This window comes from Kitasatospora sp. NPDC057595 (assembly GCF_042800875.1).
GTDB lineage: Bacteria > Actinomycetota > Actinomycetes > Streptomycetales > Streptomycetaceae > Kitasatospora.
In genome coordinates this window covers 141,660-166,978 of sequence record NZ_JBHVGL010000009.1, presented here as the reverse complement: position 1 = coordinate 166,978, position 25,319 = coordinate 141,660, and the positions used below count along the sequence as shown (strand labels likewise).

Sequence of the window (25,319 nt, the reverse complement as noted above, 5' to 3'; positions counted from 1 at the left end):
ACCCTACGCGCCCTCCGCCGACTTGATGACGATCACCCGGTCGGTGATCTGCAGCGTCCGCGCCTCCGGCTCGGTGTAGTTGATCACCCGCCGGCCGCGCACCACCGCCACCACCAGGTCGTCGAGTTCGCGCGGGCTGTGCCCGGCCTCGGCCCGGGTGACCGGGCGCTCGACCACGTCCAGGCCGTTGCCGTAGGTGAGCAGGTCCTCCATCACCGCTCCCGCGTGCGGGCTGAGCATCGACATGCCGAGCAGCCGGCCCGCCGAACTGGAGCTGGTGACCACCACGTCGGCACCGCTCTGCCGCAGCAGCGGGGCGTTCTCGTCCTCCCGCACCGCCGCGACGATGGTCGCCGAGCGGGTCAGCTGGCGGGCGGTCAGGGTGATCAGCGCGGCGGTGTCGTCCCGTTCGGGGGCGACCACCACCCGGGCGGCGGTGGGCAGTCCGGCGCGCAGCAGGGTGTCGGTCCGGGTGGCGTCGCCGACCACGCCCACCAGGCCCTGCTGGGCGGCCTGGTCGACCACCCGGCGCTGCGGGTCGACCACCACGATCTCGTCCTTGCGGGCGCCCTGCCCGAGCAGGGTGTCGATGGCGCTGCGGCCCTTGGTGCCGAAGCCGATCACGACGGTGTGCTCGCGCACGGTGGACCTCCAGCGGTTCAACCGCCACTGCTGACGGGTGCGTTCGGTGAGCACTTCGAGGGTGGTGCCGACCAGGATGATCAGGAAGAGCACCCGCAGCGGAGTGATCACGAAGATGTTGGTGAGCCGGGCGCTGTCGCTGAACGGGGTGATGTCGCCGTACCCGGTGGTGGAGAGCGTCACCGTGGCGTAGTACGCCGAGTCCAGGAAGCTCAGCCCGCCGCCGGCGTTGTCGTTGTAGCCCTCGCGGTCCAGCCAGACGATCATCGTGGTGGCCACCAGGACGCCCAGCGCCAGCAGCAACCGGGAGCCGACCTGCCGCACCGCCGGCGCGGTGCGCCGGGCCGGCAGCACGATCCCGGAGTCGGCCCAGGGCTCGGTACCGGGTGTGGTCGGTCCGGCCAGCCGCTCGCGGACGCGTCGGACACTCATGGCACCTCCAGCAGTTCGATCTCGTCACCGGCCGCCGCGCCGCCCGGCGGCACCACCGCCAGCGCCTCGGCCCGGGCCAGGCCGCGGAGCATCGCCGGGCCGTCGTGGCGGAGTCGGACCACCCCGCGGGCGGTCCGGCGGACCGGCAGCAGCCGGGTGTCCACCGGGTGGCCGGGCAGCGGGTCGACGGCGGCGGCCAGCACCGGCTCGCCGCTGCTCCGCCCGGCCAGCGCGCGCAGCAGCGGCAGGGCGAGCGTCACCGTGCCCGCGACCGCGGCCAGCGGATTGCCGGGCAGGCCCACCAGGTGCCGGCCGCCGGGGAGTTCGGCCAGCACCATCGGGTGGCCGGGGCGGACGGCGACCCCGTCCACCAGCAGCCGGGCGCCGCACTCGGCGAGCGCCCGGTGCAGGAAGTCCACCGGGCCGGCCGCCGTCCCGCCGGTGGTGACCACCACGTCCGCGACGGAGTGCCGCAGGGCGTCCCGGAGCAGGCCGAAGTCGTCCCGGACGGCACGCGGTTCACCGGTCTCGGCGCCGGCCGCGCGCAGCCACGGCGGCAGCAGCGGGCCGAGCGCGTCCCGGACCAGGCCGGGCCGGGGCAGGCCGGAGCCGAGCAGTTCGTCGCCGAGCACCAGCAGCTCCACCACCGGGGGACGGTGGACGGCCAGCCGGTCGTGGCCGCAGGCGGCGGCCAGGCCGAGCACCGCCGGTCCGACCTCGGTCCCGGCCGGCAGCAGCACCTCGCCGCGCCGGCACTCCTGGCCGCGCGGCCGCACGTCCTGGCCGGTGGTCAGCGCACCGGGGATCCGCTCGGACAGCAGCGTCGCACCCGGCTCACCGTGCTCACGGCGGAGCACCGCGGTGGCACCGGGCGGCAGTTGGGCGCCGGTGGCGATCTCCACGGCGGCGCCGTCGGCCAATGGACCGTCGGCGGGGTGCCCGGCGAGCAGCCGGCCGGCCACCTTCCAGGGGCCGGGGCCGGCGACCGCCCAGCCGTCCATCGCCGAGGTGTCGAAGGCCGGCAGGTCGCTGAGCGCGATCAGCGGCTCGGCCAGGGTGCGGCCGAGCGCGCCGTCCAGCGGCAGGCTCAGCGACGGCAGCACGGGGCGGCCGGCCCGGCGGGCGGTCTCGCGGGCCGCCGCCCAGCCGGCCGGGCGGGCCGGGGCGACGGCGGTGCGTTCCTCGATCACGCTCACGGCTGTCCCGGGTCGTCCGTCCGGGCCGCCGCCCAGCGCTCGGCGAGCGCCTCGGTGCGCCGGGACGCCTCGGCGACCGCCTCCGGGCCGCCGCCGCGACGCGCGGCCGCGTAGCCGATCAGAAAGGCGGTCAGCGGGGCCGCGGGGCGGTCCACCCCGTGCGCGACCACCCGGGCCAGGTCGAGCAGGCCGCGGACGTCGACCTCCAGGTCGATGTCCAGCTCGGCACGGACCTCGGCGATCCAGTCATCCAGCGTGCGCTCCATGCGAACATGCTGCCCGATCGGTGGTGGACCCGGGATGTTTGTCCGGTGAGCGGCGCGCGTCGTTTCGCTCACGTCCGGGCCCCCGCCCCGTGAGCCGGCCGGTCCGGCCGGGATCAGCCCGCGCCGCCGCCGCGTTCGCGGGCCTGCTCCAGGTCCTCCCAGGTGTCGCAGTCGTAGGTGACGTCGTCGGTGTCGGCCAGCCGCAGGGTGGGCAGGGCGCCGGTCAGCCGGCGCAGCGGGAGCCCGGCGGGGTCGCCGGCGGCGGCCAGCGCGGCGCGCAGGGCGGCGGTGCGGTAGGCGGCGGCGAGCGGCTGGTCACGGCCGGCGGCGTCGACCAGCACGGCCGCCGCGGTCTCCGGCCCGGCCCCGTCGAGGGCGGCGACCAGCCGGTGGACGGTGCGCCGGTCGAGGAACGGCAGATCGGCGGCGAACAGCAGCACCAGATCGGCGCTCACCTCGGCGAGACCGGCCGCGACGGCGGCCACCGGCCCGCCGCCGGGCGGGCGCTCGCGGGTCCAGCGGACCCCGGGCCGGGCGGTGGGCCGGGCCGGGCCGACCACCACGGTGGTCCGGGCCTCCGCGCAGGCGGCGAGCACCCGGTCCAGCAGGGTGGTCCCACCGACGGTCAGACCGGGCTTGTCCGCCCCGCCCAGCCGCCGGGCGGCGCCACCGGCCGGGACGATCACGTCGTACGGCGTCATGCCGCCAGTATCCGCCGGACGCTCAGGCGGTGGACCCGCCGTCCTCGGGCTCCCGCTCGGCGGGCGCTTCGACGTCCGGTCCGGCCCCGGTCCCGGCGTCCGGTTCGGCCTCCGCCTCGGTCCCGGCGTCCGGTTCGGCCTCCGCCTCGGTCCCGGCGTCCGGTTCGGCCTCCGCCCCGGGCTCGGGCTCGTCGCCGGGCTCGGCCGGCGCCCCGGCCGCAGCACCGGTCCCGGCGGCAGCCGTGTTGGCGGCGGCGCTCAGCTCCAGCACGACCGGCAGGGTCAGCTCCCCGTACCGCCGGTTCACCGCCGCGACCAGCGCCTCCGGGTCGTCCGGGTGCTCGGCCAGCAGCCGGTCGAAGTCCTGCAGGTACTCCCCGGTGAAGGCCAGCACCCGGGCCGCGTCGTCGCCCTGTTCCGGCGCCCGGTGCCCGGCGATCACCCGGTCCGCGCCCAGCTCGGCGATCCGGCCCAGATTGCGGACCCAGTCGGCGCGCTGCTCCGGCGTGGTGTCGGCGGTCCAGACGTGGGTGCCGTTGTACACGAAGTCGCCGGCCACCACGGTGCGGACGCTCGGCACGTGCACCACCGTGGAACCGTCGCAGTCGGCCTGTCCGAGCAGCAGCACCGGGATCACCTGCCGGTCGATCATCAGCGGCTGGGGCAGCAGCGGGGCCGGGACCAGCGGATGGTCCGGGATGTCGTCGCCGAACACCGGCTTCCACTGGGCGACCTTCGCCGCGGCGGTGCGCAGGATGCCGTCGACCACCGGCGGCGCGGCCAGCAGCTGCGCCTCGGGGAAGAGCCGCAGCACCTCCTCGGCGCCGAAGTAGTGGTCGGGGTGCTGGTGGGTGACCACGATGGCGAGCAGCCGCCGGCCCTTGCCCGCCACCCACTCGGCCAGCTCGCGGCCGGCGCTGCGGGTGAGCTGGGCGTCGACCAGGATCGCCGTGTGCTCGCCGAGGATCAGGGTGGAGGTGGCGAAGAAGGCCGACTCGGGGCCGGTGAAGACCTCGACCTCCAGCGGCCGGACCGGCGCCCCGGCGGCGGGCGCCCCGTCGACCGGGTCCGCGCCGGCGTTCTCCTCGGACGGGGACGACGTCACTGGCTGCTCCCTCTGCTTCGGCGGTCCCGGTCCCGTTCCGGCTCGGTGTCGGTGGTGCGCACGGCGGTGACGGCGGGAGCCGCCCGGCCGGGGACCGTACCGGGCGGCCGGACCTCGCGCCCTACAGCATGGGAGTACGGCGCACGGAAAACGCGGAAGGCGCGCCCGGCGGGGGCGCGCCTTCCCGATCACGTGTCCGGACGGTGACCCTTCGCCGCGGTGGTCAGCCCTTGCGGCCGGTGAGCTTGGCGACGCGGTCGGCGACGCCCCAGGAGGTGACCCGCCAGAGCGCCTCGACCACGATCTGCCGGCTCATCTTGGACGCGCCCAGCTCCCGCTCGACGAAGGTGATCGGCACCTCGGCGACCTTGAAGCCGGCCTTCACCGTGCGCCAGGCCAGGTCGACCTGGAAGCAGTAGCCGGCCGAGGCGACCTGGTCCATGCCCAGGCCGAGCAGGGTCTCCTTGCGGAACGCCCGGTAGCCGCCGGTGACGTCCCGGATCGGCACGCCCAGCATCAGCCGCGAGTAGGTCGAGCCGCCGCGCGAGAGCAGCAGCCGGGACTTCGGCCAGTTCACCACCCGGCCGCCGGGGACCCAGCGCGAACCCAGCACCAGGTCGGCACCGCGCAGCGCGGTGAGCAGCCGGTCCAGCTCCTCGGGCCGGTGGGAGCCGTCGGCGTCCATCTCGACGAGCACGTCGTAGCCCTCGTCGATGCCCCAGCGGAACCCGGCCAGGTAGGCGGCGCCCAGCCCCTCCTTGCCCCGGCGGTGCATGACGTGCACCTGGGGGTCCTCGGCGGCCAGCTTGTCGGCCAGCTCACCGGTGCCGTCGGGGCTGTTGTCGTCGGCGACGAGGACGTGCACCTCGGGCACCGCGGCACGTACCCGGCCGACGATGAGCTCGACGTTCTCCGCCTCGTTGTAGGTGGGGATGATCACCAGCACCCGGCCGAGATCGGCGAAGCCCTGCTGGTTGACGGTCACGTACTAACCTCTCGGCCGGTGGCGGGACGTGCCGGTCACCATTGCCCGCACTCATCGGAAGACACAGTCCCGGCCGACACCCCGCCGGCCCGGACGACACCGTGGAAAACACTGGGTCCTGGCATCCTACTACCGCGCCCTCGGGCCGACCTTCCTCCCGAGGCACTCCCGACCGGCGCCCGCCGTTTCACCGGCGGAGGTGCAGGTCGGCTAGGGTCGATGCCCGGCCTTTGCCCGGATGCCCGAACCCGTCCGCCCCCCGCCCGCGGCCGCCTGACGGCGGCGAGGCCCACCAGCCACTGCAGCAAGGAGCAGGACCGCGCCCATGGACAAGCTCGTCAACACCGTCCGCCCGTACGCCTGGGGTTCGGTCACCGCGCTCCCCGAGCTGCTCGGGCAGGAGCCGACCGGCGAACCGCAGGCCGAGCTGTGGATGGGCGCCCACCCCGGGGACCCGTCGCGGGCGGACCGGGGCGAGGGGCCGCGCCGACTCGACGAGTTGATCGCCGCCGACCCGCAGGGCGAGCTGGGCGCCGCCTCGGTCGCCCGGTTCGGACCCACCCTGCCGTTCCTGCTCAAGATCCTCGCCCCGGGCATCCCGATCTCCATCCAGGCCCACCCCTCGCTCGACCAGGCCCGCGCCGGGTACGCCGCCGAGAACGCCCTGGGGATCCCGCTGGACGCGCCGCACCGGAACTATCGGGACGCCAACCACAAGCCCGAACTCATCTGCGCGCTCGGCGACTTCGACGGCCTCTGCGGCTTCCGCCGGCCCGCCGAGGCGGCCGCGCTGCTGGCCGGCCTCGGGGTGCCCGCGCTGGCGCCGGTGATCGCCCTGCTGGGCGCCGAGGACGAGTCCGAAGCGCTCAGCACCGCGCTGGCCGCCGTGCTCACCCTGTCCGGGCCGGAGGCCGCGGAGGCGGTCCGGGACACCGCCGAGGCGCTCGGCAAGGCCGCCGCCGAGGACCCGGAGGGCCCGTACGCGCCGTACACCCGGATCGCCCGGGACTTCCCCGGGGACGTCGGGCTGATCGCCGGGCTGCTGCTCAACCACGTCCTGCTGCGCGCCGGCGAGGCGCTCTACCTGGGCGCCGGCGTCCCGCACGCCTACCTGCACGGCCTGTGCGTGGAGCTCCAGGCCAACTCCGACAACGTGCTGCGGGCCGGGCTCACCCCCAAGCACATCGACGTGCCGGAGCTGCTCCGGGTGGTCGAGTTCGCCGCCTGCTCGCCGGAACCGCTGCTGCCGGTCACCGTCGACGGGACGCCCGGCGAGGAGCTGTACCCCGTGCCGATCGACGAGTTCCGGCTCTCCCGCTTCGTGCTGGACGACCGCGCGCGGGAGGTGGCCGGCGACGCCCCGCAGATCCTGCTCTGCACCGCCGGCACCGTCCGGCTGACCGCGGCGGACGGCGCCGTCCTGGGGCTGGCCCGGGGCGAGGCGGCCTTCCTCCCCGCCACCGGTACCGCGACCCGCCTGGACGGCGCCGACGCCACGCTCTTCCGCGCGACCGTCACCCTCTGACCCCGGCCGCACACGGCGGCGCCGGTCAGTCCGTCTTCGCCGGGCCCCCGGCGCCGGTGGTGCCCGCGCCCACCAGAACCGGCTCCGCCGCTCCCGCGGCCGGCACCGGGACCGCGGCCACCGCCGCAGGGGCCTCCAGGGACTGCGGCGGCCACCGCCGGTTCATCGCCTTCGTCAGCTTGCGGCCGAGGTTCTGGAAGGGCATCTCCACCAGCCGGTACACCACCCAGCAGACCACCAGCAGCACCGCCAGGTACATGGCCACCCACGCCCACCGCTCGGCGAACGGCAGCTCCTGCAGCTTGGCCCAGTAGTACTTGGGGTCCCAGCCGAACCGCCACAGCAGGAACCTCTTCACCGGCCAGTGCAGCAGGTAGAGCGAGAAGCTCACCGCGCCCAGCCAGACCATCGCGCGCGGCATCCGCCGCTTGCGCAGCAGGAAGAAGAGGCCGAACGACGCCCACGCCCCCAGGTAGGCGTAGGTCCACGCCTGCCAGGTGAAGGTCGAGGTCGCGTCGGCCATCGGGCCCCGGTTGAACATCCACCCCACCAGGGCGCCCGCCGCCGCCACGAAGCCGATGGCCAGCCAGGCCTCGATGCGCTCGATCTGCCCGTGCTGCGCCCGGTAGATCACCGTGCCCGCGAACATCGTCGCGAGGATGGTGAAGGTCTCGAACGCGGGCACCCGGCCGTTGGTGCACACCAGGTACAGGCTGAGCCCGCCCAGCAGCAGACCGCCGGTCCGGGCCAGCGACGCGTTGCCGCTGAGCATGCAGAGCACGCCCATGACCACGACGGCCAGGGCGGCGGTCACGAGGTTGTAGACCTCCTGGTTGCTGTTCTGCAGGCTGTGCGACGGGATCCAGACGCCCATCACCAGCGCGACCGCCCCCGCCCCGACCGCGATCGGCGTGCTGCGCCGGTGCCAGCCGAACGCGAAGAGGCTGCTGACGAGGAAGTAGAAGAGCATCTCGTACGTGAGCGTCCAGCTCACGCCGAAGCCGTTCCACACGCCCAGCATGTCGGTCAGCATCAGGCCGTTGCCCACCAGCCAGAGCTTGTCGTGGTGGTAGCTGTCGAAGGTCAGGACCTGGTAGGCGGGCGGCAGGATGAACTCGGACAGCAGCATCGCCACGATCAGCGCCGGGTAGATCCGGAAGATCCGGCCGATCCAGAACGCCCGGACGTCACCACGGCGCTCCAGCGAGGCCGGGATGATGTAGCCGCTGACGATGAAGAACACGATGACCCCGTAGAAGCCGAGGTCGAAGTGGCCGGCGATCTCGCCGCCGAACGGGACGATCCTCAGGATCTCGAAGTGATGGGCCGCGACGGCGAGCGCCGCGATGCCGCGCAGCGCGTCCAGCCAGCCGAGCCGGTTCGACGAGGGGGGCGCGGATCCGGCGCCGGTTGCTCCGGTGGCCTCTCGCCGAGAGCGGGATATGAGTGTCATCACGCGCCGGAGGCTAGTCCATGTCCGGGGCCGACTCCGCACCACCCCTTCGTGAACGGCCTTTGCGGGAGTTCCGCACCGCCTCCGGACGGGGCGCCGTCCCCTCCGGCCGGAGGTCAGTCGCGGGTCATGTCGACGAAGCGGGAGTAGTGGCCCTGGAAGGCCACGGTGATGGTGGCGGTCGGGCCGTTTCGGTGCTTGGCGACGATGAGGTCGGCCTCGCCCGCGCGCGGGGACTCCTTCTCGTAGGCGTCCTCGCGGTGCAGCAGGATGACCATGTCGGCGTCCTGCTCGATCGAGCCGGACTCACGCAGGTCGGAGACCATCGGACGCTTGTCGGTGCGCTGTTCGGGACCACGGTTCAGCTGGGAGAGCGCGATCACCGGCACCTCCAGCTCCTTGGCCAGCAGCTTCAGGTTTCGCGACATGTCGGAGACCTCCTGCTGGCGGTTCTCGGCCCGGCGGGAGCCGCCGGACTGCATCAGCTGGAGGTAGTCGATGACGACCAGTTTGATGTCGTTACGCTGCTTGAGCCGGCGGCACTTGGCGCGGATCTCCATCATCGACAGGTTCGGGGAGTCGTCGATGAACAGCGGGGCCTCGCTGACGTCCGGCATCCGCCGGGCCACCCTGGTCCAGTCGTCGTCCGTCATGGAGCCGGAGCGCATGTGGTGCAGCGCCACCCTGGCCTCGGCGGAGAGCAGGCGCATGGCGATCTCGTTGCGGCCCATTTCGAGCGAGAAGATCACGCTCGGCAGCTTGTTGTGGATCGAGCAGGCCCGGGCGAAGTCCAGCGCCAGGGTGGACTTGCCCATCGCGGGGCGGGCCGCGATGACGATCATCTGGCCGGGGTGCAGCCCGTTGGTGAGTGCGTCGAAGTCGGCGAATCCGGTCGGGACGCCGGACATCTGGCCGTTGCGGGAGCCGATCGACTCGATCTCGTCGAGGGCGCCCTCCATGATGTCGGCGAGCGGGGCGTAGTCCTCGTTGGTGCGCTGCTCGGTGACGGCGTAGATCTCGGCCTGCGCCGCGTTGACGATCTCGTCGACGTCGCCCTCGGCGGCGTAGCCCATGCCGGCGATCCGGGTGCCGGCCTCGACCAGCCGGCGCAGCACCGCGCGCTCGTGCACGATCTGCGCGTAGTACTCGGCATTGGCGGCGGTCGGGACGGAGTTGACCAGGGTGTGCAGGTAGCCCGGGCCGCCGACCCGCTGGAGCTCGCCGCGCTTGGTCAGCTCGCCGGCCACGGTGATCGGGTCGGCCGGCTCGCCGCGCGCGTACAGGTCGAGGATCGCGCCGTGGATCAGCTCGTGCGCGGGCCGGTAGTAGTCGGCCGGCTTGAGCACCTCGACCACGTCGGCGATGGCGTCCTTGGAGAGCAGCATGCCGCCGAGGACGGACTGCTCGGCCGCGAGGTCCTGCGGGGGGACGCGCTCGAAGCCGTCCAGGCCGCCCTCGCCGCGGTCGTCCTCGCCGCCCTGGCGCCGCTTGCCGCCGTCCCGCTGGAAGCCGCCGGACCCGCCCTTGCCGCCCTTCTGGAAGCCGCCGCCCTGGCCCTGGCCCTGGCCCTGGCCGCGGCCGCGCGAGACCGGCAGGCGGTCGCCGGGGCCGTCCGGGAAGGGGGCGTCGGCGAAGGCGCCGACCGGGAAGGGGTCGTCGGCGCCCTGCCAGTCGTCCTCCGGCGGCGGGGCGTCGTGGTCGTCGTACTGGGGGCCGGTCACGCGTGTTCCCCGTTCAGCGAGTGGTGCGAGTTGGAGCGGGCCTTGCCGGTGGCTGGGATGGTGCGGAACCCGACTCCGCGCCACCGCATTTTCTACGCCACCGCACCGACAAATCGGACGCCGGGGCGGGTGGGAGTGTCGGACGGAGGGCCCACGCTAAGGCGCCGGACGGCCTTCAGCCAAGGCGGTTATCCACAGGGGGTGTGGACGAGTGGCCGATGACTGTGGAGAAGTGCCGCAAACCTGTGGACGCCCCTGTGGAAAGCCCTGTGGATAACCAGACGATCGATCCACCGTCAACCCGCTGACCTGCGCTTCCCCCGTCCCGGGCCTGTGCATGAGAAATTCTTCACACGCAGCCGGGTGGCGGTGGACACACATCCGGACGACCCGGTCGCTCGCTCGTACGAGTAAGTGCCCGGATGGCCTTTTGTCACTTACCTGTGGATGAGTAGCCTGGTTCCCATGACCCTCACCACCGACCGCCGCCGGCACGACCGCGAGATCCTCGCCCTCGCCGTCCCCGCCTTCGGCGCCCTGGTCGCCGAGCCGCTGTTCCTGATGGCCGACTCGGCGATCGTCGGCCACCTCGGCACCGCCCAGCTGGCCGGCGTCGGCGTCGCCTCCGCCGCGCTCACCACCGCCACCGGGGTGTTCGTCTTCCTCGCCTACGCCACCACCGCCGCGGTCGCCCGCCGGATCGGCGCCGGGGACCGCCGGGCCGCCGTCCAGCAGGGCATCGACGGCATCTGGCTGGCGCTGGCCCTCTCCGTCGGAGTGGTCGCGCTGACCCTGCTGCTCGCCCCACTGCTGGCGGACGCGCTGGGCGCCTCGCCGACGGCCGCCCCGTACGCCGTGACGTACCTGCGGATCAGCGCGCTCGGCATCCCGGCGATCCTGATGGTGATGGCCTCCACCGGCGTGCTGCGCGGCCTCCAGGACACCCGGACGCCGCTGTACGTGGCCGTCGCCGGCTTCGCCGCCAACCTCGGGCTGAACGCCGCCCTGGTGTACGGCGCCGGGCTCGGGGTGGCCGGCTCGGCCTGGGGAACGGTCGCCGCCCAGACCGGCATGGCCGCCGTCTACGTCTTCGTGGTGGTCCGCGGCGCCCGCCGGGAGCGGGCCTCGCTGCGGCCGGACCCGGCCGGGATACGGGCGAGCGCCCGGGCCGGCGGCCCGCTGATGGTTCGCACCCTGAGCCTGCGCGCCATCCTGATGATCGCCACCGCGGTGGCCGCCGGGCTCGGCGACGACCAGATCGCCGCGCACCAGATCGCCATGACGGTCTTCCTGTTCATCGCCTTCGCGCTGGACGCCATCGCGATCGCCGGCCAGGCGATCATCGGCCGCTACCTGGGCGCCGGGGACGTCCCGGGCACCAGGGCCGCCACCCGGCGGATGATCGAGTGGGGCATCGGCTCCGGCGTGCTGCTGGGCCTGCTGGTGGTGCTCGCCCGGCCGCTGTACGTCCCGCTGTTCACCCCCGACCCGGCGGTGCAGCAGCAGCTGAACACCGTCCTGCTGCTGCTCGCGCTCTGCCAGCCGGTCTCCGGCCTGGTCTACGTCCTGGACGGCGTCCTGATGGGCGCCGGGGACGGTCCGTTCCTGGCCTGGGCGATGCTCGCCACGCTGGCGGTCTTCGCGCCCGCCGCGCTCGCGGTACCGGCCAGCGGCACCGGGCTCGCCGGGCTCTGGTGGGCGATGAACCTCTTCATGCTGGTCCGCGGCGGCTTCCTGGCCTGGCGGGCCCGCGGCGGCAGGTGGCTGGTCACCGGCGCGGTGCGGAGCTGAGCGGCCCGGCCCGGCGAACGACCGGCCCGGCGAACGACCGGCCCGGCGAACGACCGAGGGCCGGTCCCCCCGCGAAGGGGGACCGGCCCTCGGGCCACTGCTGCGGAGCTGACGCTACCGAGGCGTGGTCGTGGCTCAGGCGGCGACGACGGCGATGTCCAGGTTGGCCTGGACGTCCGAGTGCAGCTTGACCGAGACCTTGTGGGTGCCCACGGTCTTGATCGGCGAGGCGATCGCGACGGCGCGCTTGTCGACCGACGGGCCGCCGGCGGCCTTGATGGCCTCGACGACGTCGGCCTGGGTCACCGAGCCGAACAGACGGCCGGCCTCGCCGGAACGAACGGCCAGCTTGACCTGGACGCCCTCCAGCTTGCCCTTGACCTCGTTGGCGGCCTCAAGGGTCTGGATCTCGTGGATCTTGCGGGCGCGACGGATGGCGTCGACGTCCTTCTGACCGCCCTTGGTCCAGCGGATGGCGTAGCCACGCGGAACCAGGTAGTTGCGGGCGTAGCCGTCCTTGACCTCGACGACCTCGCCGGCCGAGCCCAGGCCCGGCACCTCGTGGGTGAGGATGATCTTCATTGTTCGGTCACCCTCTCTTAGCGCGCGGTGCTGGTGTAGGGCAGCAGCGCCATCTCACGGCTGTTCTTCACGGCCGTGGCGACGTCACGCTGGTGCTGGGTGCAGTTGCCGGTGACCCGGCGGGCACGGATCTTGCCACGGTCGGAGATGAACTTCCGCAGCAGGTTCGTGTCCTTGTAGTCAACGTAGTTGACCTTGTCCTTGCAGAAGACGCAAACCTTCTTCTTCGGCTTGCGAGCAGGCGGCTTCGCCATTGTGTGCTCCATTGGGGTTCACGGCCGGGCGGGCGTCTCGCGACGCCCGCGGCCAGGCCGCACGAAATCTGTCAGCTCTTAGAACGGGGGCTCTTCCGAGAAGCCGCCACCGGACGGGGCACCCCAGCTGCCGCCACCCTGGTTGCCACCAGAGGGAGCGCTGGACGCCCAGGGGTCGTCGGAGGGGCCGGACTGGCCGCCGGAGTTGCCACCCCAGCCGCCGCCCTGCTGGCCGCCACCGCCGCCGCCCCAGCCGCCGCCCTGGCCGCCACCCTGCGGGCCGCCGCCGAAGCCGCCGCCCTGGGGGCCGCCGGACCGGTTGGCCCGGGTGACCTTCGCGGTCGCCGAGCGCAGGCTCGGACCGACCTCGTCGACCTCGACCTCGAAGACCGTCCGCTTCTCGCCTTCCTTGGTCTCGTAAGACCGCTGGCGCAGCCGGCCCTGCACGATGACGCGCATGCCGCGCTGGAGCGACTCGGCCACGTTCTCCGCCGGCTGCCGCCAGACGTTGCACGTGAGGAAGAGGCTCTCGCCGTCCTTCCACTCGTTCGTCTGACGGTCGAAGGTGCGGGGGGTGGACGCGATGCGGAACTTCGCGACCGCCGCACCCGACGGGGTGAAGCGCAGCTCGGGGTCGTCGACGAGATTGCCGACGAGGGTGATGACGGTCTCGCCTGCCATGGTGGTGATGACCTCTCGGGAAGATGTCCGTTCACCGCTGTTTCACGTGAAACAGCGGTCGCGAGCTACCCGAGACCCGAAGGCCTCAGAGGTGGCTCAGTGGGTGTCCGGGCGCAGGACCTTGGTCCGCAGAACCGACTCGCTCAGGCCCAGCTGGCGGTCGAGCTCCTTGACGACCTCAGGCGTGGCCTGCAGGTCGATGACCGAGTAGATGCCCTCGGACTGCTTGTTGATCTCGTAGGCCAGACGGCGGCGACCCCAGGTGTCGATCTTCTCGACCTTGCCACCCGCGTTGCGGACGACAGCCATGAAGCTCTCGATCAGGGGGGAAACGGCGCGCTCCTCGACCGAGGGGTCGAGGATCACCATCACCTCGTAGTGACGCATGAGTAACCCACCTCCTTTGGACTCAGCGGCCACGGTCTCTCCGTGGCAGGAGGGTTGTGCAGCGTCGGCACCGGAGCAGTGACGACACGGCCACCGTAGCGGCCGGGTCGGACAGCCCGTCCCCGTTCACCCGGAAGAGGGCAGAGGAGGGCACAACTACACCAGTGCAGACGACACACCCTACCCGCACCCGGACGGACGAACAAAACGCATAGGGGTTGTGAGACCCGTCCAACCGCCGCAATCTGGACGGAACGGGTTTCCCGCCCGTTCGTCTCCACGCCAGGAGGTGGGACTCATGGCCCAGACCGTCCACCGCATGCCCGCCCTCACCCTGAACACCGACGGACACCCGCACCCGCGGGAGAACACCCTGGTCGGCCTCACCGCCGTCCTGGGCGCGATCGCCTTCATCACGTCGTTCTTCCACAACCTGCACCTGCTGACCTCGTGGACCGGCCTGTTCGGGATCGTCACCGGCCTGCTGGGGATGTACGTCTCCGTCACCACGGCCGAGCGCTTCGTCCTGATGATCACGCTCGGCGCCTCGGCGATCGGCTTCTACCTCGGCATCGCACGCGGCGGTCTGTGGGGTTAGCCCCACCACGGGTCGGCCCCACGACGGGGTTGGCTCCATCACCCCGAGGAACCCCGGGCGCCCCCGTGGCGTACTTGTCTTCAGGCGGACGGGTACGCGGCGGGGGCGCCGCCGTGCCCGAAGCCGACGGGACCCCGGACGATAGGGTCACCCCGAGAAGACGGGGCCCACCGCAGCCCGACCGACGAGGAGCACCGAGCATGAGCCTGCGCCTGAGGACGATCACCCGCGAGGAGCACCTCGCCTTCATCAGGAGCCGCGCCTCGGCGAGCCACATGCAGGTGCCGTCCTGGGGCGACGTGAAGGCCGAGTGGCGCTCCGAGTCGATCGGCTGGTTCGACGGGACCAACCAGCTCGTCGGCGCCGGCCTGGTGCTCTACCGGCAGCTGCCCAAGCTCAAGCGCTACCTCGCCTACCTGCCCGAGGGCCCGGTGATCGACTGGTTCGACCGCGACCTCGACCGCTGGCTGCAGCCGATGCTGGCGCACCTGAAGTCCCAGGGCGCCTTCTCGGTGAAGATGGGCCCGCCGGTGGTCATCCGCCGCTGGAACGCCCCGACCATCAAGGAGGCCATCGCCGCCAAGCAGGCCAAGCGCCTGCGCGACGTCGAGGCCGACTGGTACGAGCCGCGCGCCTTCGAGGTCGCCGACCGGCTGCGCAAGGCCGGCTGGCTGCAGGGCGAGGACGGCGGCGCCGGCTTCGGCGACGTCCAGCCGCGCTACGTCTTCCAGGTGCCGCTGGCCAACCGCTCGCTGGACGACATCCAGAAGGGCTTCAACCAGCTCTGGCGCCGCAACATCAAGAAGGCCGAGAAGAGCGGCGTCGAGGTGGTCCAGGGCGGCTACGACGAGCTGCCGGTCTTCCACCAGCTCTACCTGGTGACCGCCGAGCGCGACAAGTTCACCCCGCGCCCGCTGGCCTACTTCCAGCGCATGTGGAAGGCCCTCGTCGCCGAGGACCCCAACCGGATGCGGCTGTACATCGCCTACCACGAGGGCGAGCCGCTGGCCGCGACCACGATGCTGGTCGTCGGCGAGCACGTCTGGTACTCCTACGGCGCCTCGGCCAACCACAAGCGCGAGGTCAAGCCGTCGAACGCGATCCAGTGGCGGATGATGCGCGACTCCTACGCCCTCGGCGGCGGGGTGTACGACCTGCGCGGCATCTCCGACACCCTGGACGAGAACGACCACCTGTTCGGCCTGATCCAGTTCAAGGTCGGCACCGGCGGCCAGGCCGCCGAGTACCTCGGCGAGTGGGACTTCCCGCTCAACAAGCTGCTGCACAAGGCCCTCGACCTCTACATGTCGCGCCGCTGAGCAGCGCTCGCCGAGCCACCGAGCAGCCGTGCCCAACACCCCCTGGGAGATGACCCGATGACGCTGTCGCTCTACCTCGACACCGAACGCTGGCGTACCCACCAGCGCTCCGTGCTGGCCGAGTTCCCCGGCCTGGTGCCGGTGGCGAAGGGCAACGGCTACGGCTTGGGCAACCACCGGCTGGCCGAGGAGGCGACCCTCCTCGGCACCGGCGTGCTGGCGGTCGGCACCGCCTACGAGGCCGCCGACGCGGCCGACTGGTACGGCGGCGAGCTGCTGGTGCTCACCCCCTACCGGCTGGGCGAGGAGGCGCTGCCGCTGCCGCACGCCCGGGTGATCCGGACGGTGGCGAGCGTGGACGCGCTGCGGGCGCTGCACGGCGCCCGGGTGGTGGTGGAGTGCATGACCACCATGCGCCGGCACGGCGTCTCGGCGGCCGACCTCACCACGGTCGCCGCCGAGCTGGAGGGCGTCCACTTCGAGGGCCTGGCGCTGCACCTGCCGATGGACCGGCCGGACGGCTCCAACCCGGTCGACGAGGTCGCGTACTGGGTGGAGACCGCCCGGGCCGCCGGCGTCCCGGTGCACACCGTGTTCGTCAGCCACCTCGGCGCGGCGGGCATGGAGCAGCTGGCCCAGCGCTTCCCGGAGACCGTCTTCCGGGCCCGGATCGGCACCCGGCTCTGGCTGGGCGACCACGGCGCGCTGGAGGTCCGGGCGACGGTGCTGGACGTCACCCCGGTCCAGAAGGGCGACCGCTACGGCTACCGCCAGCACCCGGCGCCCTCCGACGGCCACCTGCTGGTGGTCGCCGGCGGCACCGCGCACGGCATCGGTCTGGAGGCGCCCAAGTACGTGCAGGGCATGTCCTCCCGGGCCAAGGGCATCGCCCGGGCCGGCCTGGCGACCGTCAACAAGACGAAGTCGCCGTACCACTGGGCCGGCAAGCAGCTCTGGTTCGCCGAGCCGCCGCACATGCAGGTCTCGCTGCTCTTCCTGGACAACGAGGCCAAGCCGCCGGCGGTCGGCGACGAGCTCGGCCTGCAGGTGCGGCACACCACCACGCACTTCGACCGCGTGGTGGACCGCTGAGTCCGGCCGGTCAGTCCTTCGCGGCCGGTTCCGCGGCGGGCGGCTCCGTCGCCGCGGCCGGTTCCGCGGCGACCGCTTCCGCGACGGGCGGCTCCGTGGCGGCCGGCTCGTCGAGCCACGCCTCGGGACCGGCCGGCGCGTACCCGGCGTAGCTCTCCTCCTCGCGCAGCCGGCGGGCGGTGCCGAGCACGAAGACGTCCGCCGCCCCGTCCAGCACCCCGCCGGACGGGTCGTCGCTGCCGTCCCAGCGCACCGGGTCGCGGTCCGGCAGCAGGATGTCCCGGACCACCATGCCGACCAGGTAGAGCGTGCCGAGCAGGTGCAGCACGATCGCGAAGTGGTACCAGGACTCGCCGATGCCGTGCTGCTTGGGCCCGGTGACGAAGCCCAGGTGGGACCAGATGCCCAGGGTGTAGAGCACCTCGCAGGCCTGCCAGATCAGGATGTCCCGCCAGCGCGGCCGGGCCAGCACCGCGAGCGGCAGCAGCCAGAGCACGTACTGCGGCGAGTAGACCTTGTTGAACACCACGAAGGCGGCCACCACCAGGAAGGCCAGCTGGACCACCCGCGGCCGGCGGGGCGCCGCGAGGCCGAGCCACGCTATCCCCGCGCAGCTCAGCAGCATCAGGATGGCGATGAAGGTGTCGAGGTTCGCCAGCCCCACGCCCCGGTTCTGCATGAGGATCAGCCACAGCGAGCCGTAGTCCTCGGTGCGGTGCTTGCTGAAGACGTAGAAGGTCGACCAGCCCTGCCAGTTGGCCATCATGATCGGCAGGTTGACCAGCAGCCAGGTCCCGACGGCGCCGCCGAGCAGGGCCCGCAGGTCGCGGGTGCGGCCGGCCCGCCAGCAGAGCACCACCAGTGGGCCGAGCAGCAGCACCGGGTAGAGCTTGGCCGCGGTGGCCAGTCCGATGAACACCCCGGCCCAGGCCGGCCGCGAGCCGGACCACCAGGCCAGTGCGACGGCGGCCAGCGCGACGGCCAGCAGGTCCCAGTTGACGGTGGCGTTGAGCAGCAGGGTCGGCGCCAGCGCGAACATCAGCGCGTCCCAGGGGCGGCGCCGGTGGGTGCGGGAGAGCGCGACCACGGCGACCACCGCGCAGGCCATCAGCAGACCGGCGTTGATCGTCCAGAACCACCGCTCCTGGTCGTGCAGGGACCCGCCGCCGGGCGTCAGCCAGGCCGCGATCTGCATGAACAGGCCGGTCAGCACCGGGTACTCCAGGAACTGGAGGTCACCGGTGGTGCCCGGGATCCGGTCCACGTACGGGTGCAGGCCGGCCGCGAAACCGCGCCCGGAGAACAGGTGCGGGATGTCGCTGTAGCAGGCGTGCACGTACTGCGGCGAGCCGGGCTGGAACCAGGCGGCGTCGTAGCAGGGCAGCTTCTGCGCCATGCCCAGCACCGAGACCACGATCACCACCAGCGCCAGGAAGCGCGCCGGGACCCACCAGGAGACACCGAGCAGCGCGCGCCGTCCGGGCGGGCCGCCGATCACCTCGCTGCCGGCCGCCGCGACCGGATCCTCGTCCGCCGGCACCACCACGGTGTTGGCCTGCGGACCGACCGGCGGCGCGGCCGGGGCCTCTTCGTCACGAACGCTGGACGTCATGGCGGACATCCTGCCGCACCCCGCCCGCCCGTACGAGGATGCCCCTGCCCCTTTTCCGCGGCAGGACGGCGCCGACCGGGCCACCGGTCACCGGGGTACCGGCACGAATCGCTCCGAATACGGCGAAACGGCGGTGGGGGGGGGCCCGGAGCCCCCCAACCCCCCCTAGCGGACCCCGCACACCCGCGGCCACCACGTGGCGCCCGCGCGGGCGCGGGGCGGGGGGGGCCGGGTGGCCGGCCGGCGCCGCGGCCGGCCTCGGGCGGCGCCCCGCCCCCGCCCCGGGGCCCCGGGCCCCCCCTCACCACCCCCACCATACGGGGCCCGGGGGGGGGGGGGGCCCCCCCCCCCCCCCCCACCGCCGTTTCCGGTCACCGTCCGACGGCGCCCCTACTGGGCCGCCACGTTGCCGTTCGGGGGTGCCGTGGCCGATCCGCTGGGCTTGGGCGGCCTGGTGGTCGGACCGCCGGTCGCCCCGCCGGCGCCGCCGCCCGGGTCGGTGGTCGGCGGCGTGGTCGGCGAGGAGCAGCCGATGACGGGCAGACAGCTCGGCGACGGGTTGGTGCCGCCCGTGCCACCCGCACCGCCGGTGCCCGCACCACCGGTGCCGCCGTTGGTACCGCCGGTACCTCCGGTGCCGCCGCCGGTGCCACCACCGGTCCCGGTGCCGCCGGTGCCCCCGGCTCCGCCGGTGGTGCCGCCACCGTTGGTGCCGCCGTTGTTGCCACCGCCCGGGTTCGGGTTGGTCTTGGTCGGCGCCGGCTGGGTGGGCACGGTGCCGGGGCAGTCCACGCCGGGGACGCAGACCGGCTCCTGGCTGGCCGGCGGCTGGACCGGCTGGCCGGCGTTCGGGTCCGTCGGGGCGGTGGGCCCGGTCTCGGTCGTGGTCGGCGTCGGCATGGCGCTGGCGGTGCTGGGCGCACCCGAGGAGTCGACCTGCGAGCCGACCGGCTGCGGGGTCGGGAAGTCCAGCTTCTTCTCGTTGGCCAGCGCGGCCTTCATGTACCGGGTGAAGACGTCCGCCGGGACGTCACCACCGTGCACCGAGTCCTTGCCGCCGGTGCCGTTCAGCGAGAGCCGCCCGGGGTGGGCCGCGTCCTCGCGCCACATCGCCACGCTGGTGGTCAGCTGCGGGGTGTAGCCGACCCACCAGGCCGACTTGTTCTCGTCGGTGGTACCGGTCTTGCCGGCCACCGGGCGGCCCAGGGTGTTGGTCTTCTTACCGGTACCGTTCTTCGCCACGTTCACCAGCACATCGGTGATGTTGTCGGCGACGGCCGGCTCCAGCGCCTGCTTGGTCTCGTGCTTGCCGAAGCCGGGCCGCTCCTTGCCGTCCATCAGCACCTTGGTGACCGAGTACGGGTCGGCCTGCTTGCCGCTGGCGGCGAAGGTCGCGTAGGCGTCGGCCATCCGGATCGGGCTGATGGTGGAGACGCCGAGCGGGAAGGTCGTGGTCTTCGACTCCTTCTCGATGTTCTCCTTGCGGATGCCCATCGCCTCGGCGATCTGCATGACGTTCTGGCCGCCGACGTCCTGGTTCAGCTGGACGAAGGGGACGTTGTAGGAGTACTGCATGGCCATCCGCAGCGAGACGTAGCCGCGTCGGCCCTTCTCCTCGTTCTTCTGGTGGTAGGGCTTGCCGTCGTCCCCCATCACCAGCGAGCCGTCCGGCTTGCGGATCTCCGACATGTCGTCGGAGAGGTAGCGGCTGTCGGCGTTGATCCGCTTCGGCTTGCCCTTGTCGTCGGTCGCGGTCATCACGCCGGTCTGCATGGCGGTGGCCAGCACGAACGGCTTGAAGGTCGAGCCGACCTGGACGCCCTGGGCGTCGGCGTTGTTGTCGTGGTGGCCGTTCTCCACGCCGTCACCGCCGTAGAGGGCGACGATCGCACCGTCGTTGGGCACGATGCTGGCCGCGCCGAACTGGACGAAGTTGTCGTTGTCCGGGCGCTTCTGCGGGTTGAGGGTCTCGCCCTTGACGTCGTCCACGGCCTTCTTCAGGGCGTCGACCTTGTCCTTCTGGAAGGTCGTGTAGATCTTGAAGCCGCCCTTGTCGATCGCCCGCTGGTCGATCGACGAGTCCTTGGCCATGACGTACTTGTTGGCGGTCTCGACCAGGTAGCTGATCTGGCCGTTCATGTTGGCCGGCGGGACCTGCTTGATCGGCTCGGGGAAGGTGGTGCACTTCGCCCGTTCCTCGGCGGTGGTGTTCTTGGTCTCCACCATCCGGTCGAGGATCCACGCCCAGCGCTCCTGAGCGCGGTCGTGGTTGCCCTTGATGGTCGGGTCGTAGAACGACGCGCCCTTGAGCAGGCCGGCCAGCATGGCGCTCTGGCACAGGTCCAGGTCCTTGGCGTTGACGCCGTAGTACGCCTGGGCGGCGGCCTGGGCGCCGGTCGCGCCGCGGCCGAACCAGCTGGTGTTCAGGTAGCCCTTGAGGATGTCGTTCTTCTCGAACTCCTGATTGACCTTCAGGGTGATGAAGAACTCCTTGAGCTTGCGGGAGAGCGTCTGCTCCTGCGTCAGGTAGGCGTTCTTCACGTACTGCTGGGTGATCGTCGAGGCACCCTGGGTCTGTCCGCCCTTGGCCATGTTGATCACGGCGCGCATCATGCCCTTGGGGTCGATGCCGCTGTCGGTGCGGAAGGTCGAGTTCTCCGCCGAGATGACCGCGTTCTGCAGATTGGGCGAGATGTCGGCGAGTTCGACGATCTGCCGGTTGGTCTCACCCTTGCGGACCATCTCGGTGCCGTCGGCCCAGTAGTAGATGTTGTTCTGGTCGTCCACCAGGGCGTTGAGCTTGGGGATCTCGGTCGTCTGGTAGACGTAGAAGACCCCGCCCACGCAGGCCGCGGCGAAGAGCAGGACGCCGCTCAGCCACTGCCGCCAGGACGGCAGCCAGCGGCGGAAGCCCCGCTTGCCGAAGCGCGGGTAGTCGATGAACCGCTTCTTGCCGGGAGCCGCGCCCCGTCCGGCCGCGGCCGCGGCGGCGCCGCCGGCCTCCGCACCACCGCGCCGGCCGCCCTTCTGGGCCGCCTTGCGCATCTCGGCGCGGGTCATCCGGGGCTGCTGGGCGGTGTCCCGCCCGCCCTGGGGTCTGCGCCGGCCGAGGCCCTCCGAACCGAGCTCGTCGGGCCCGGGGCCCGCCGCTCGCCCGTTGTCTCCGCCCGGGGGACGACCGTCGCCACCTGGCGACCTGCGCCGTCGTTCGCTCATGTTCCAGCTACTCCTCGCCAGGCCGGTCGAGCCTGAAGGCAGGGTCCACGTCCGATGCCCGCAACCGACCTAACCCCGGAGGTGGTCCTCGTGCACACGCGACAGCGTACGCAGCCTGGAATCCGAACCAATCGGGCATCAATCGCCAATAGCCGCAAAACGGCAGCAGATCATTACACGCCCGTTGCCAAGCACACCCGCGCGTCGCCTTGTGATCACATTCACGCGCGTCCCTCTTGCCGGTTCGAAGGGCCAGGTTTACTGTTCTCGATATATCGAGCCGATACATCGGAGCGACATACCGCCGAGCCAGGCGGGTCGCGGACCGGCCGGGGAAGGGAGGACGACAGCAGTGGGCAGGCGCTCAGGAGTGCTGGAGTTCGCCGTTCTCGGACTGCTCCACGACGCCCCGATGCACGGGTACGAGCTGCGCAAGCGGCTCAACGTCCTGCTCGGCTCGTTCCGCGCGTTCTCCTACGGGACGCTCTATCCCTGTCTGAAGAGCCTGGTGGCCCAGGGTTTCCTGGTCGAGGACAACCCTGACGTCGAGTACGTCCCGGCCACCGCGCTCAACGGCAAGCGGTCCAAGATCGTCTACCGGCTCTCCGCCGAGGGCAAGCAGCGGTTCGAGGAACTGCTCGCCGACTCCGGCCCCGACGCCTGGGAGGACGAGCACTTCGGCGTGCACTTCGCCTTCTTCGGCCAGACCGACCGGGCCGTGCGGATGCGCGTGCTGGAGGGCCGCCGCAGCCGGCTGGAGGAGCGCCTGGAGCGGATGCGCAACTCGCTCGCCCGCGCCCGCGAGCGGTTCGACGACTACACCGTCGAGCTGCAGCGGCACGGACTGGAGTCGGTGGAGCGCGAGGTCCGCTGGCTCAACGAGCTGATCGAGACCGAGCGGGCCAACCGCACCGGCCGCACCGGCCCGTCGGCCGGCACGACCGGCCCCTCAGTACCCAGGACTTCGGACGGCCGAGGCGAGGAGGACGGGTCCGTGGACCCGCCCGGGCCACCGTACGACCGCCCGGGGCGCTCCGACCAGGAGCGCTGACACCGCGCCAGCCCTGTGCCGCGCGGCAGGAGCGGGCGCGTCACGCGCCCGTCAGCAGTCATCGAAGAAGCAGGACGAGTCCCGCCGACCCTCGGCGGCGCTCATGAGATCACAGGGAGCAACCGGAATGGGTTCGGTTCGCGTAGCCATCGTGGGTGTGGGCAACTGCGCCACGTCGCTGGTGCAGGGTGTCGAGTACTACAAGGACGCCGACCCGGCCGGCAAGGTCCCCGGGCTGATGCACGTCCAGTTCGGTGACTACCACGTCCGTGACGTGGAGTTCGTCGCCGCCTTCGACGTCGACGCCAAGAAGGTCGGCCAGGACCTCGCGCACGCCATCACGGCGTCCGAGAACAACACCATCAAGATCTGCGACGTGCCGCCGACCGGCATCACCGTCCAGCGCGGCCACACCCTCGACGGTCTGGGCAAGTACTACCGGGAGACCATCGAGGAGTCGGACGAGGCCCCGGTCGACGTCGTCCAGGCCCTGAAGGACGCCCAGGTCGACGTCCTGGTCTGCTACCTGCCGGTCGGTTCCGAGCAGGCCGCCAAGTTCTACGCCCAGTGCGCCATCGACGCCAAGGTCGCCTTCGTGAACGCCCTCCCGGTGTTCATCGCCGGCACCAAGGAGTGGGCGGACAAGTTCACCGAGGCCGGCGTGCCGATCGTCGGTGACGACATCAAGTCCCAGGTCGGCGCCACCATCACGCACCGCGTGATGGCCAAGCTGTTCGAGGACCGCGGTGTCATCCTCGAGCGCACCATGCAGCTGAACGTCGGCGGCAACATGGACTTCAAGAACATGCTCGAGCGCGAGCGCCTGGAGTCCAAGAAGATCTCCAAGACCCAGGCCGTCACCTCGCAGATCCGCGACCGCGAGCTGGGCGCCAACAACGTCCACATCGGCCCCTCGGACTACGTGGCCTGGCTGGACGACCGCAAGTGGGCCTACGTCCGCCTGGAGGGCCGCGCGTTCGGCGACGTCCCGCTGAACCTGGAGTACAAGCTCGAGGTCTGGGACTCCCCGAACTCCGCCGGTGTCATCATCGACGCCGTGCGCGCCGCGAAGATCGCCAAGGACCGCGGCATCGGCGGCCCGATCCTCTCCGCCTCCTCGTACTTCATGAAGTCCCCGCCGGTCCAGTACTTCGACGACGAGGCCCGCGAGAACGTCGAGAAGTTCATCCGCGGCGAGGTCGAGCGCTGAATCTGAGCCCCTCCGGGCACTGAGCCCGGTCCGCTCGGACTCCGAACGGGCCCACGGTCGACAGCCGTGGGCCCGTTCATCTTTTCCCGGCGAATGTTTCACGTGAAACACCGGCCCCTTCCATGGCACTCTGGGCACGTGGCGATCACCGAGAACGGCAGTACCCACCGGGCCGCGCACCGCGCCACGCTCCTCGACCTGCTGCGCGGCCGTGACTTCCGCCGGCTGCTGACGGCCCGGGTGCTGTCCCAGCTCTCCGACGGCGTCTTCCAGGTCTCCCTCGCGGCCTACGTGGTCTTCTCCCCGGAGAAGCAGTCCTCGCCGGCCGACATCGCCTCGGTGCTGGCCGTGATGCTGCTGCCGTTCTCGGTGATCGGCCCCTTCGCCGGTGTGCTGCTGGACCGCTGGCGCCGCCGCCAGGTGCTCTACCTGGGCAACCTGGCCCGCTTCGGGCTCGGCCTGGTCACCGGCGGACTGCTCCTGGTCCAGGCCCCGACCTGGCTCTTCTTCGCCTCCGCGCTGCTGGTCACCGCGCTCAACCGGTTCATCCTGGCCGGCCTGTCGGCGGCGCTGCCCCGGGTGGTGCGCGGCGAGCAGCTGGTCACCGCCAACGCCCTCTCCCCCACCCTGGGCACCGTCGCGGCGGCCTGCGGCGGCGGGCTGGGCTTCCTGCTGCACCAGGTGATGCCCCCCGGGCCGAAGGCCGACGCCGCCCTGGTCTGCCTCGCCGCCGTCCTCTACCTGACCGCCGCGCTGGCGGCGCTGCGGATGGACCGCGACCTGCTCGGTCCCACCCACCACCCGGACCGCCCCGCGCTCGGCCAGGCGCTGGTCCAGGCCGCCCGGGAGCTGCGGGCCGCCGTCACCCACCTGGTGCGCGACCGCCGTCCGGCGGCGCACGCGCTGGCCGCCGTCACCGCGGCGCGGTTCTGCTACGGCGTGCTGATCGTGGTCGTGGTGATGCTCGCCCGCTACACCTTCAACGACCCCACCGACAGCGCGGCCGGCCTGGCCACCCTGGGCCAGGCGGTCGGGCTCTCCGCGGCCGGCTTCTTCGTCGCCGCGGTGATCAGCCCCTGGTGCAGCCGGCGGCTCGGGCTGGCCGGCTGGATGACGCTCTGCCTGGCCGCGCCGGTGCTCTTCGTGCCCGTGCTCGGGCTGGGCTTCCGCCTGGTGCCCTGCCTGATCGCGGCGCTGCTGCTCGGCGTGGTCACCCAGGGCACCAAGATCTGCGCCGACACGGTGGTGCAGGAGTCGGTCGAGGACGACTACCGGGGCCGGGTCTTCGCCATCTACGACGTGCTCTTCAACGTCGCCTTCGTGGCCGCCGCCCTGGTGACCGCCCTGGTGCTGCCGCTCTCCGGCCGCTCGGTGCCGGTCGTGCTGGGCGTGGCCCTGGTGTACGGAGCCTCGGCCGTGCTCTACCTGCGCACCGCCCGTCGCACCGGACCGCTCCCCGGGGACGTCGGCGCGAGTCGCTAAGGTACGTCAGATCTGTCG

21 protein-coding genes and 1 pseudogene are annotated in these 25,319 nt (G+C 72.3%); 8 read left to right on the top strand and 14 right to left on the bottom strand.

Annotation, left to right across the window (positions count from 1 at the left end):
• Positions 1-3: 3 nt before the first annotated feature.
• From ACFU9E_RS16450 to ACFU9E_RS16425, 6 genes and pseudogenes are all read right to left on the bottom strand, one after another.
• A complete protein-coding gene (locus ACFU9E_RS16450; protein WP_380683316.1) occupies positions 4-1,074 on the bottom strand; it encodes a potassium channel family protein in 1,071 nt (356 codons plus the stop codon).
• Positions 1,071-2,270: a molybdopterin molybdotransferase MoeA gene (locus ACFU9E_RS16445; RefSeq protein WP_380715086.1), complete on the bottom strand. Its 1,200-nt coding sequence runs from the start codon at positions 2,268-2,270 to the stop codon at positions 1,071-1,073. Before ACFU9E_RS16445 ends, ACFU9E_RS16450 begins: the two co-directional genes overlap by 4 nt.
• Positions 2,267-2,524: pseudogene (locus ACFU9E_RS16440) on the bottom strand (DUF6457 domain-containing protein); the annotation flags it as partial. The gene ACFU9E_RS16445 and the pseudogene ACFU9E_RS16440, both read right to left, overlap by 4 nt.
• A gap of 125 nt (positions 2,525-2,649) precedes the next feature.
• Positions 2,650-3,237 (bottom strand): molybdenum cofactor guanylyltransferase, encoded by a 588-nt coding sequence (locus ACFU9E_RS16435; protein ID WP_380683314.1) that lies wholly within the window; start codon positions 3,235-3,237, stop codon positions 2,650-2,652.
• 22 nt (positions 3,238-3,259) lie between these two features.
• Positions 3,260-4,342 carry an MBL fold metallo-hydrolase gene (locus ACFU9E_RS16430; protein ID WP_380683313.1) on the bottom strand — a complete coding sequence of 361 codons (1,083 nt, stop codon included), beginning with the start codon at positions 4,340-4,342 and terminating at the stop codon, positions 3,260-3,262.
• A 223-nt stretch (positions 4,343-4,565) separates the two neighbouring features.
• Complete coding sequence (locus ACFU9E_RS16425; protein WP_380683312.1) at positions 4,566-5,327, bottom strand: polyprenol monophosphomannose synthase; 762 nt, start codon at positions 5,325-5,327, stop codon at positions 4,566-4,568.
• 325 nt (positions 5,328-5,652) lie between these two features.
• On the opposite strand from ACFU9E_RS16425, the gene manA reads away from it, so the two are divergent.
• The gene (gene manA / locus ACFU9E_RS16420; RefSeq protein WP_380683311.1) at positions 5,653-6,852 is read left to right on the top strand and encodes a mannose-6-phosphate isomerase, class I; all 1,200 of its coding nucleotides are present in this window, start codon (positions 5,653-5,655) and stop codon (positions 6,850-6,852) included.
• 25 nt (positions 6,853-6,877) lie between these two features.
• Here manA and ACFU9E_RS16415 read toward each other — a convergent pair whose 3' ends face one another.
• Both ACFU9E_RS16415 and dnaB read right to left on the bottom strand, forming a co-directional pair.
• Entirely contained in the window at positions 6,878-8,305 is a 1,428-nt protein-coding gene (locus ACFU9E_RS16415) for an acyltransferase family protein (protein ID WP_380683310.1), read from the bottom strand.
• 116 nt (positions 8,306-8,421) lie between these two features.
• Entirely contained in the window at positions 8,422-9,900 is a 1,479-nt protein-coding gene (dnaB, locus tag ACFU9E_RS16410) for a replicative DNA helicase (protein WP_380683323.1), read from the bottom strand.
• 591 nt (positions 9,901-10,491) lie between these two features.
• Between dnaB and ACFU9E_RS16405 the strand changes: the two genes are divergently transcribed.
• A complete protein-coding gene (locus ACFU9E_RS16405; protein ID WP_380683309.1) occupies positions 10,492-11,817 on the top strand; it encodes an MATE family efflux transporter in 1,326 nt (441 codons plus the stop codon).
• Positions 11,818-11,952: 135 nt separating this feature from the next.
• Here ACFU9E_RS16405 and rplI read toward each other — a convergent pair whose 3' ends face one another.
• From rplI to rpsF, 4 genes are all read right to left on the bottom strand, one after another.
• Complete coding sequence (rplI, locus tag ACFU9E_RS16400) at positions 11,953-12,399, bottom strand: 50S ribosomal protein L9 (protein WP_355362547.1); 447 nt, start codon at positions 12,397-12,399, stop codon at positions 11,953-11,955.
• A gap of 17 nt (positions 12,400-12,416) precedes the next feature.
• Complete coding sequence (gene rpsR, locus ACFU9E_RS16395) at positions 12,417-12,653, bottom strand: 30S ribosomal protein S18 (protein ID WP_030304537.1); 237 nt, start codon at positions 12,651-12,653, stop codon at positions 12,417-12,419.
• Between the two features lie 78 nt (positions 12,654-12,731).
• Entirely contained in the window at positions 12,732-13,334 is a 603-nt protein-coding gene (locus ACFU9E_RS16390; protein WP_380687625.1) for a single-stranded DNA-binding protein, read from the bottom strand.
• 96 nt (positions 13,335-13,430) lie between these two features.
• Positions 13,431-13,721 carry a 30S ribosomal protein S6 gene (gene rpsF / locus ACFU9E_RS16385; protein WP_350570360.1) on the bottom strand — a complete coding sequence of 97 codons (291 nt, stop codon included), beginning with the start codon at positions 13,719-13,721 and terminating at the stop codon, positions 13,431-13,433.
• A gap of 298 nt (positions 13,722-14,019) precedes the next feature.
• Between rpsF and ACFU9E_RS16380 the strand changes: the two genes are divergently transcribed.
• From ACFU9E_RS16380 to ACFU9E_RS16370, 3 genes are all read left to right on the top strand, one after another.
• Positions 14,020-14,319 carry a hypothetical protein gene (locus ACFU9E_RS16380; protein ID WP_030304540.1) on the top strand — a complete coding sequence of 100 codons (300 nt, stop codon included), beginning with the start codon at positions 14,020-14,022 and terminating at the stop codon, positions 14,317-14,319.
• A 200-nt stretch (positions 14,320-14,519) separates the two neighbouring features.
• Positions 14,520-15,638 (top strand): lipid II:glycine glycyltransferase FemX, encoded by a 1,119-nt coding sequence (locus ACFU9E_RS16375; RefSeq protein WP_380687624.1) that lies wholly within the window; start codon positions 14,520-14,522, stop codon positions 15,636-15,638.
• Between the two features lie 57 nt (positions 15,639-15,695).
• Positions 15,696-16,730 carry an alanine racemase gene (locus ACFU9E_RS16370; protein WP_380687622.1) on the top strand — a complete coding sequence of 345 codons (1,035 nt, stop codon included), beginning with the start codon at positions 15,696-15,698 and terminating at the stop codon, positions 16,728-16,730.
• A 10-nt stretch (positions 16,731-16,740) separates the two neighbouring features.
• On the opposite strand, the gene ACFU9E_RS16365 is transcribed toward ACFU9E_RS16370, so the two are convergent.
• Positions 16,741-18,342: a glycosyltransferase family 87 protein gene (locus ACFU9E_RS16365; protein WP_380687620.1), complete on the bottom strand. Its 1,602-nt coding sequence runs from the start codon at positions 18,340-18,342 to the stop codon at positions 16,741-16,743.
• Between the two features lie 390 nt (positions 18,343-18,732).
• Entirely contained in the window at positions 18,733-21,402 is a 2,670-nt protein-coding gene (locus ACFU9E_RS16360) for a transglycosylase domain-containing protein (protein WP_380686386.1), read from the bottom strand.
• 508 nt (positions 21,403-21,910) lie between these two features.
• Here ACFU9E_RS16360 and ACFU9E_RS16355 point away from each other — a divergent pair.
• The 3 genes from ACFU9E_RS16355 (at position 21,911) to ACFU9E_RS16345 (ending at position 25,301) form a co-directional block, all read left to right on the top strand.
• Positions 21,911-22,609: a helix-turn-helix transcriptional regulator gene (locus ACFU9E_RS16355; RefSeq protein WP_380686384.1), complete on the top strand. Its 699-nt coding sequence runs from the start codon at positions 21,911-21,913 to the stop codon at positions 22,607-22,609.
• Positions 22,610-22,736: 127 nt separating this feature from the next.
• Positions 22,737-23,819, top strand: a complete 1,083-nt coding sequence (locus ACFU9E_RS16350; protein WP_355362533.1) for an inositol-3-phosphate synthase — start codon at positions 22,737-22,739, stop codon at positions 23,817-23,819.
• A gap of 138 nt (positions 23,820-23,957) precedes the next feature.
• Positions 23,958-25,301: an MFS transporter gene (locus tag ACFU9E_RS16345; protein ID WP_380686382.1), complete on the top strand. Its 1,344-nt coding sequence runs from the start codon at positions 23,958-23,960 to the stop codon at positions 25,299-25,301.
• Positions 25,302-25,319 lie beyond the last annotated feature (18 nt).

Excerpts from the sequence above, each read along its gene's own strand:
- ACFU9E_RS16435 (WP_380683314.1), bottom strand. The coding sequence starts at position 3,237 with ATGACGCCGTACGACGTGATCGTCCCGGCCGGTGGCGCCGCCCGGCGG.
- ACFU9E_RS16415 (WP_380683310.1), bottom strand. The coding sequence starts at position 8,305 with ATGACACTCATATCCCGCTCTCGGCGAGAGGCCACCGGAGCAACCGGC.
- ACFU9E_RS16450 (WP_380683316.1), bottom strand. The coding sequence starts at position 1,074 with ATGAGTGTCCGACGCGTCCGCGAGCGGCTGGCCGGACCGACCACACCC.
- ACFU9E_RS16380 (WP_030304540.1), top strand. The coding sequence starts at position 14,020 with ATGGCCCAGACCGTCCACCGCATGCCCGCCCTCACCCTGAACACCGAC.
- ACFU9E_RS16375 (WP_380687624.1), top strand. The coding sequence starts at position 14,520 with ATGAGCCTGCGCCTGAGGACGATCACCCGCGAGGAGCACCTCGCCTTC.
- manA (WP_380683311.1), top strand. The coding sequence starts at position 5,653 with ATGGACAAGCTCGTCAACACCGTCCGCCCGTACGCCTGGGGTTCGGTC.
- rplI (WP_355362547.1), bottom strand. The coding sequence starts at position 12,399 with ATGAAGATCATCCTCACCCACGAGGTGCCGGGCCTGGGCTCGGCCGGC.
- ACFU9E_RS16360 (WP_380686386.1), bottom strand. The coding sequence starts at position 21,402 with ATGACCCGCGCCGAGATGCGCAAGGCGGCCCAGAAGGGCGGCCGGCGC.
- rpsR (WP_030304537.1), bottom strand. The coding sequence starts at position 12,653 with ATGGCGAAGCCGCCTGCTCGCAAGCCGAAGAAGAAGGTTTGCGTCTTC.
- ACFU9E_RS16390 (WP_380687625.1), bottom strand. The coding sequence starts at position 13,334 with ATGGCAGGCGAGACCGTCATCACCCTCGTCGGCAATCTCGTCGACGAC.
- ACFU9E_RS16350 (WP_355362533.1), top strand. The coding sequence starts at position 22,737 with ATGGGTTCGGTTCGCGTAGCCATCGTGGGTGTGGGCAACTGCGCCACG.
- ACFU9E_RS16370 (WP_380687622.1), top strand. The coding sequence starts at position 15,696 with ATGACGCTGTCGCTCTACCTCGACACCGAACGCTGGCGTACCCACCAG.
- ACFU9E_RS16365 (WP_380687620.1), bottom strand. The coding sequence starts at position 18,342 with ATGACGTCCAGCGTTCGTGACGAAGAGGCCCCGGCCGCGCCGCCGGTC.
- rpsF (WP_350570360.1), bottom strand. The coding sequence starts at position 13,721 with ATGCGTCACTACGAGGTGATGGTGATCCTCGACCCCTCGGTCGAGGAG.
- ACFU9E_RS16405 (WP_380683309.1), top strand. The coding sequence starts at position 10,492 with ATGACCCTCACCACCGACCGCCGCCGGCACGACCGCGAGATCCTCGCC.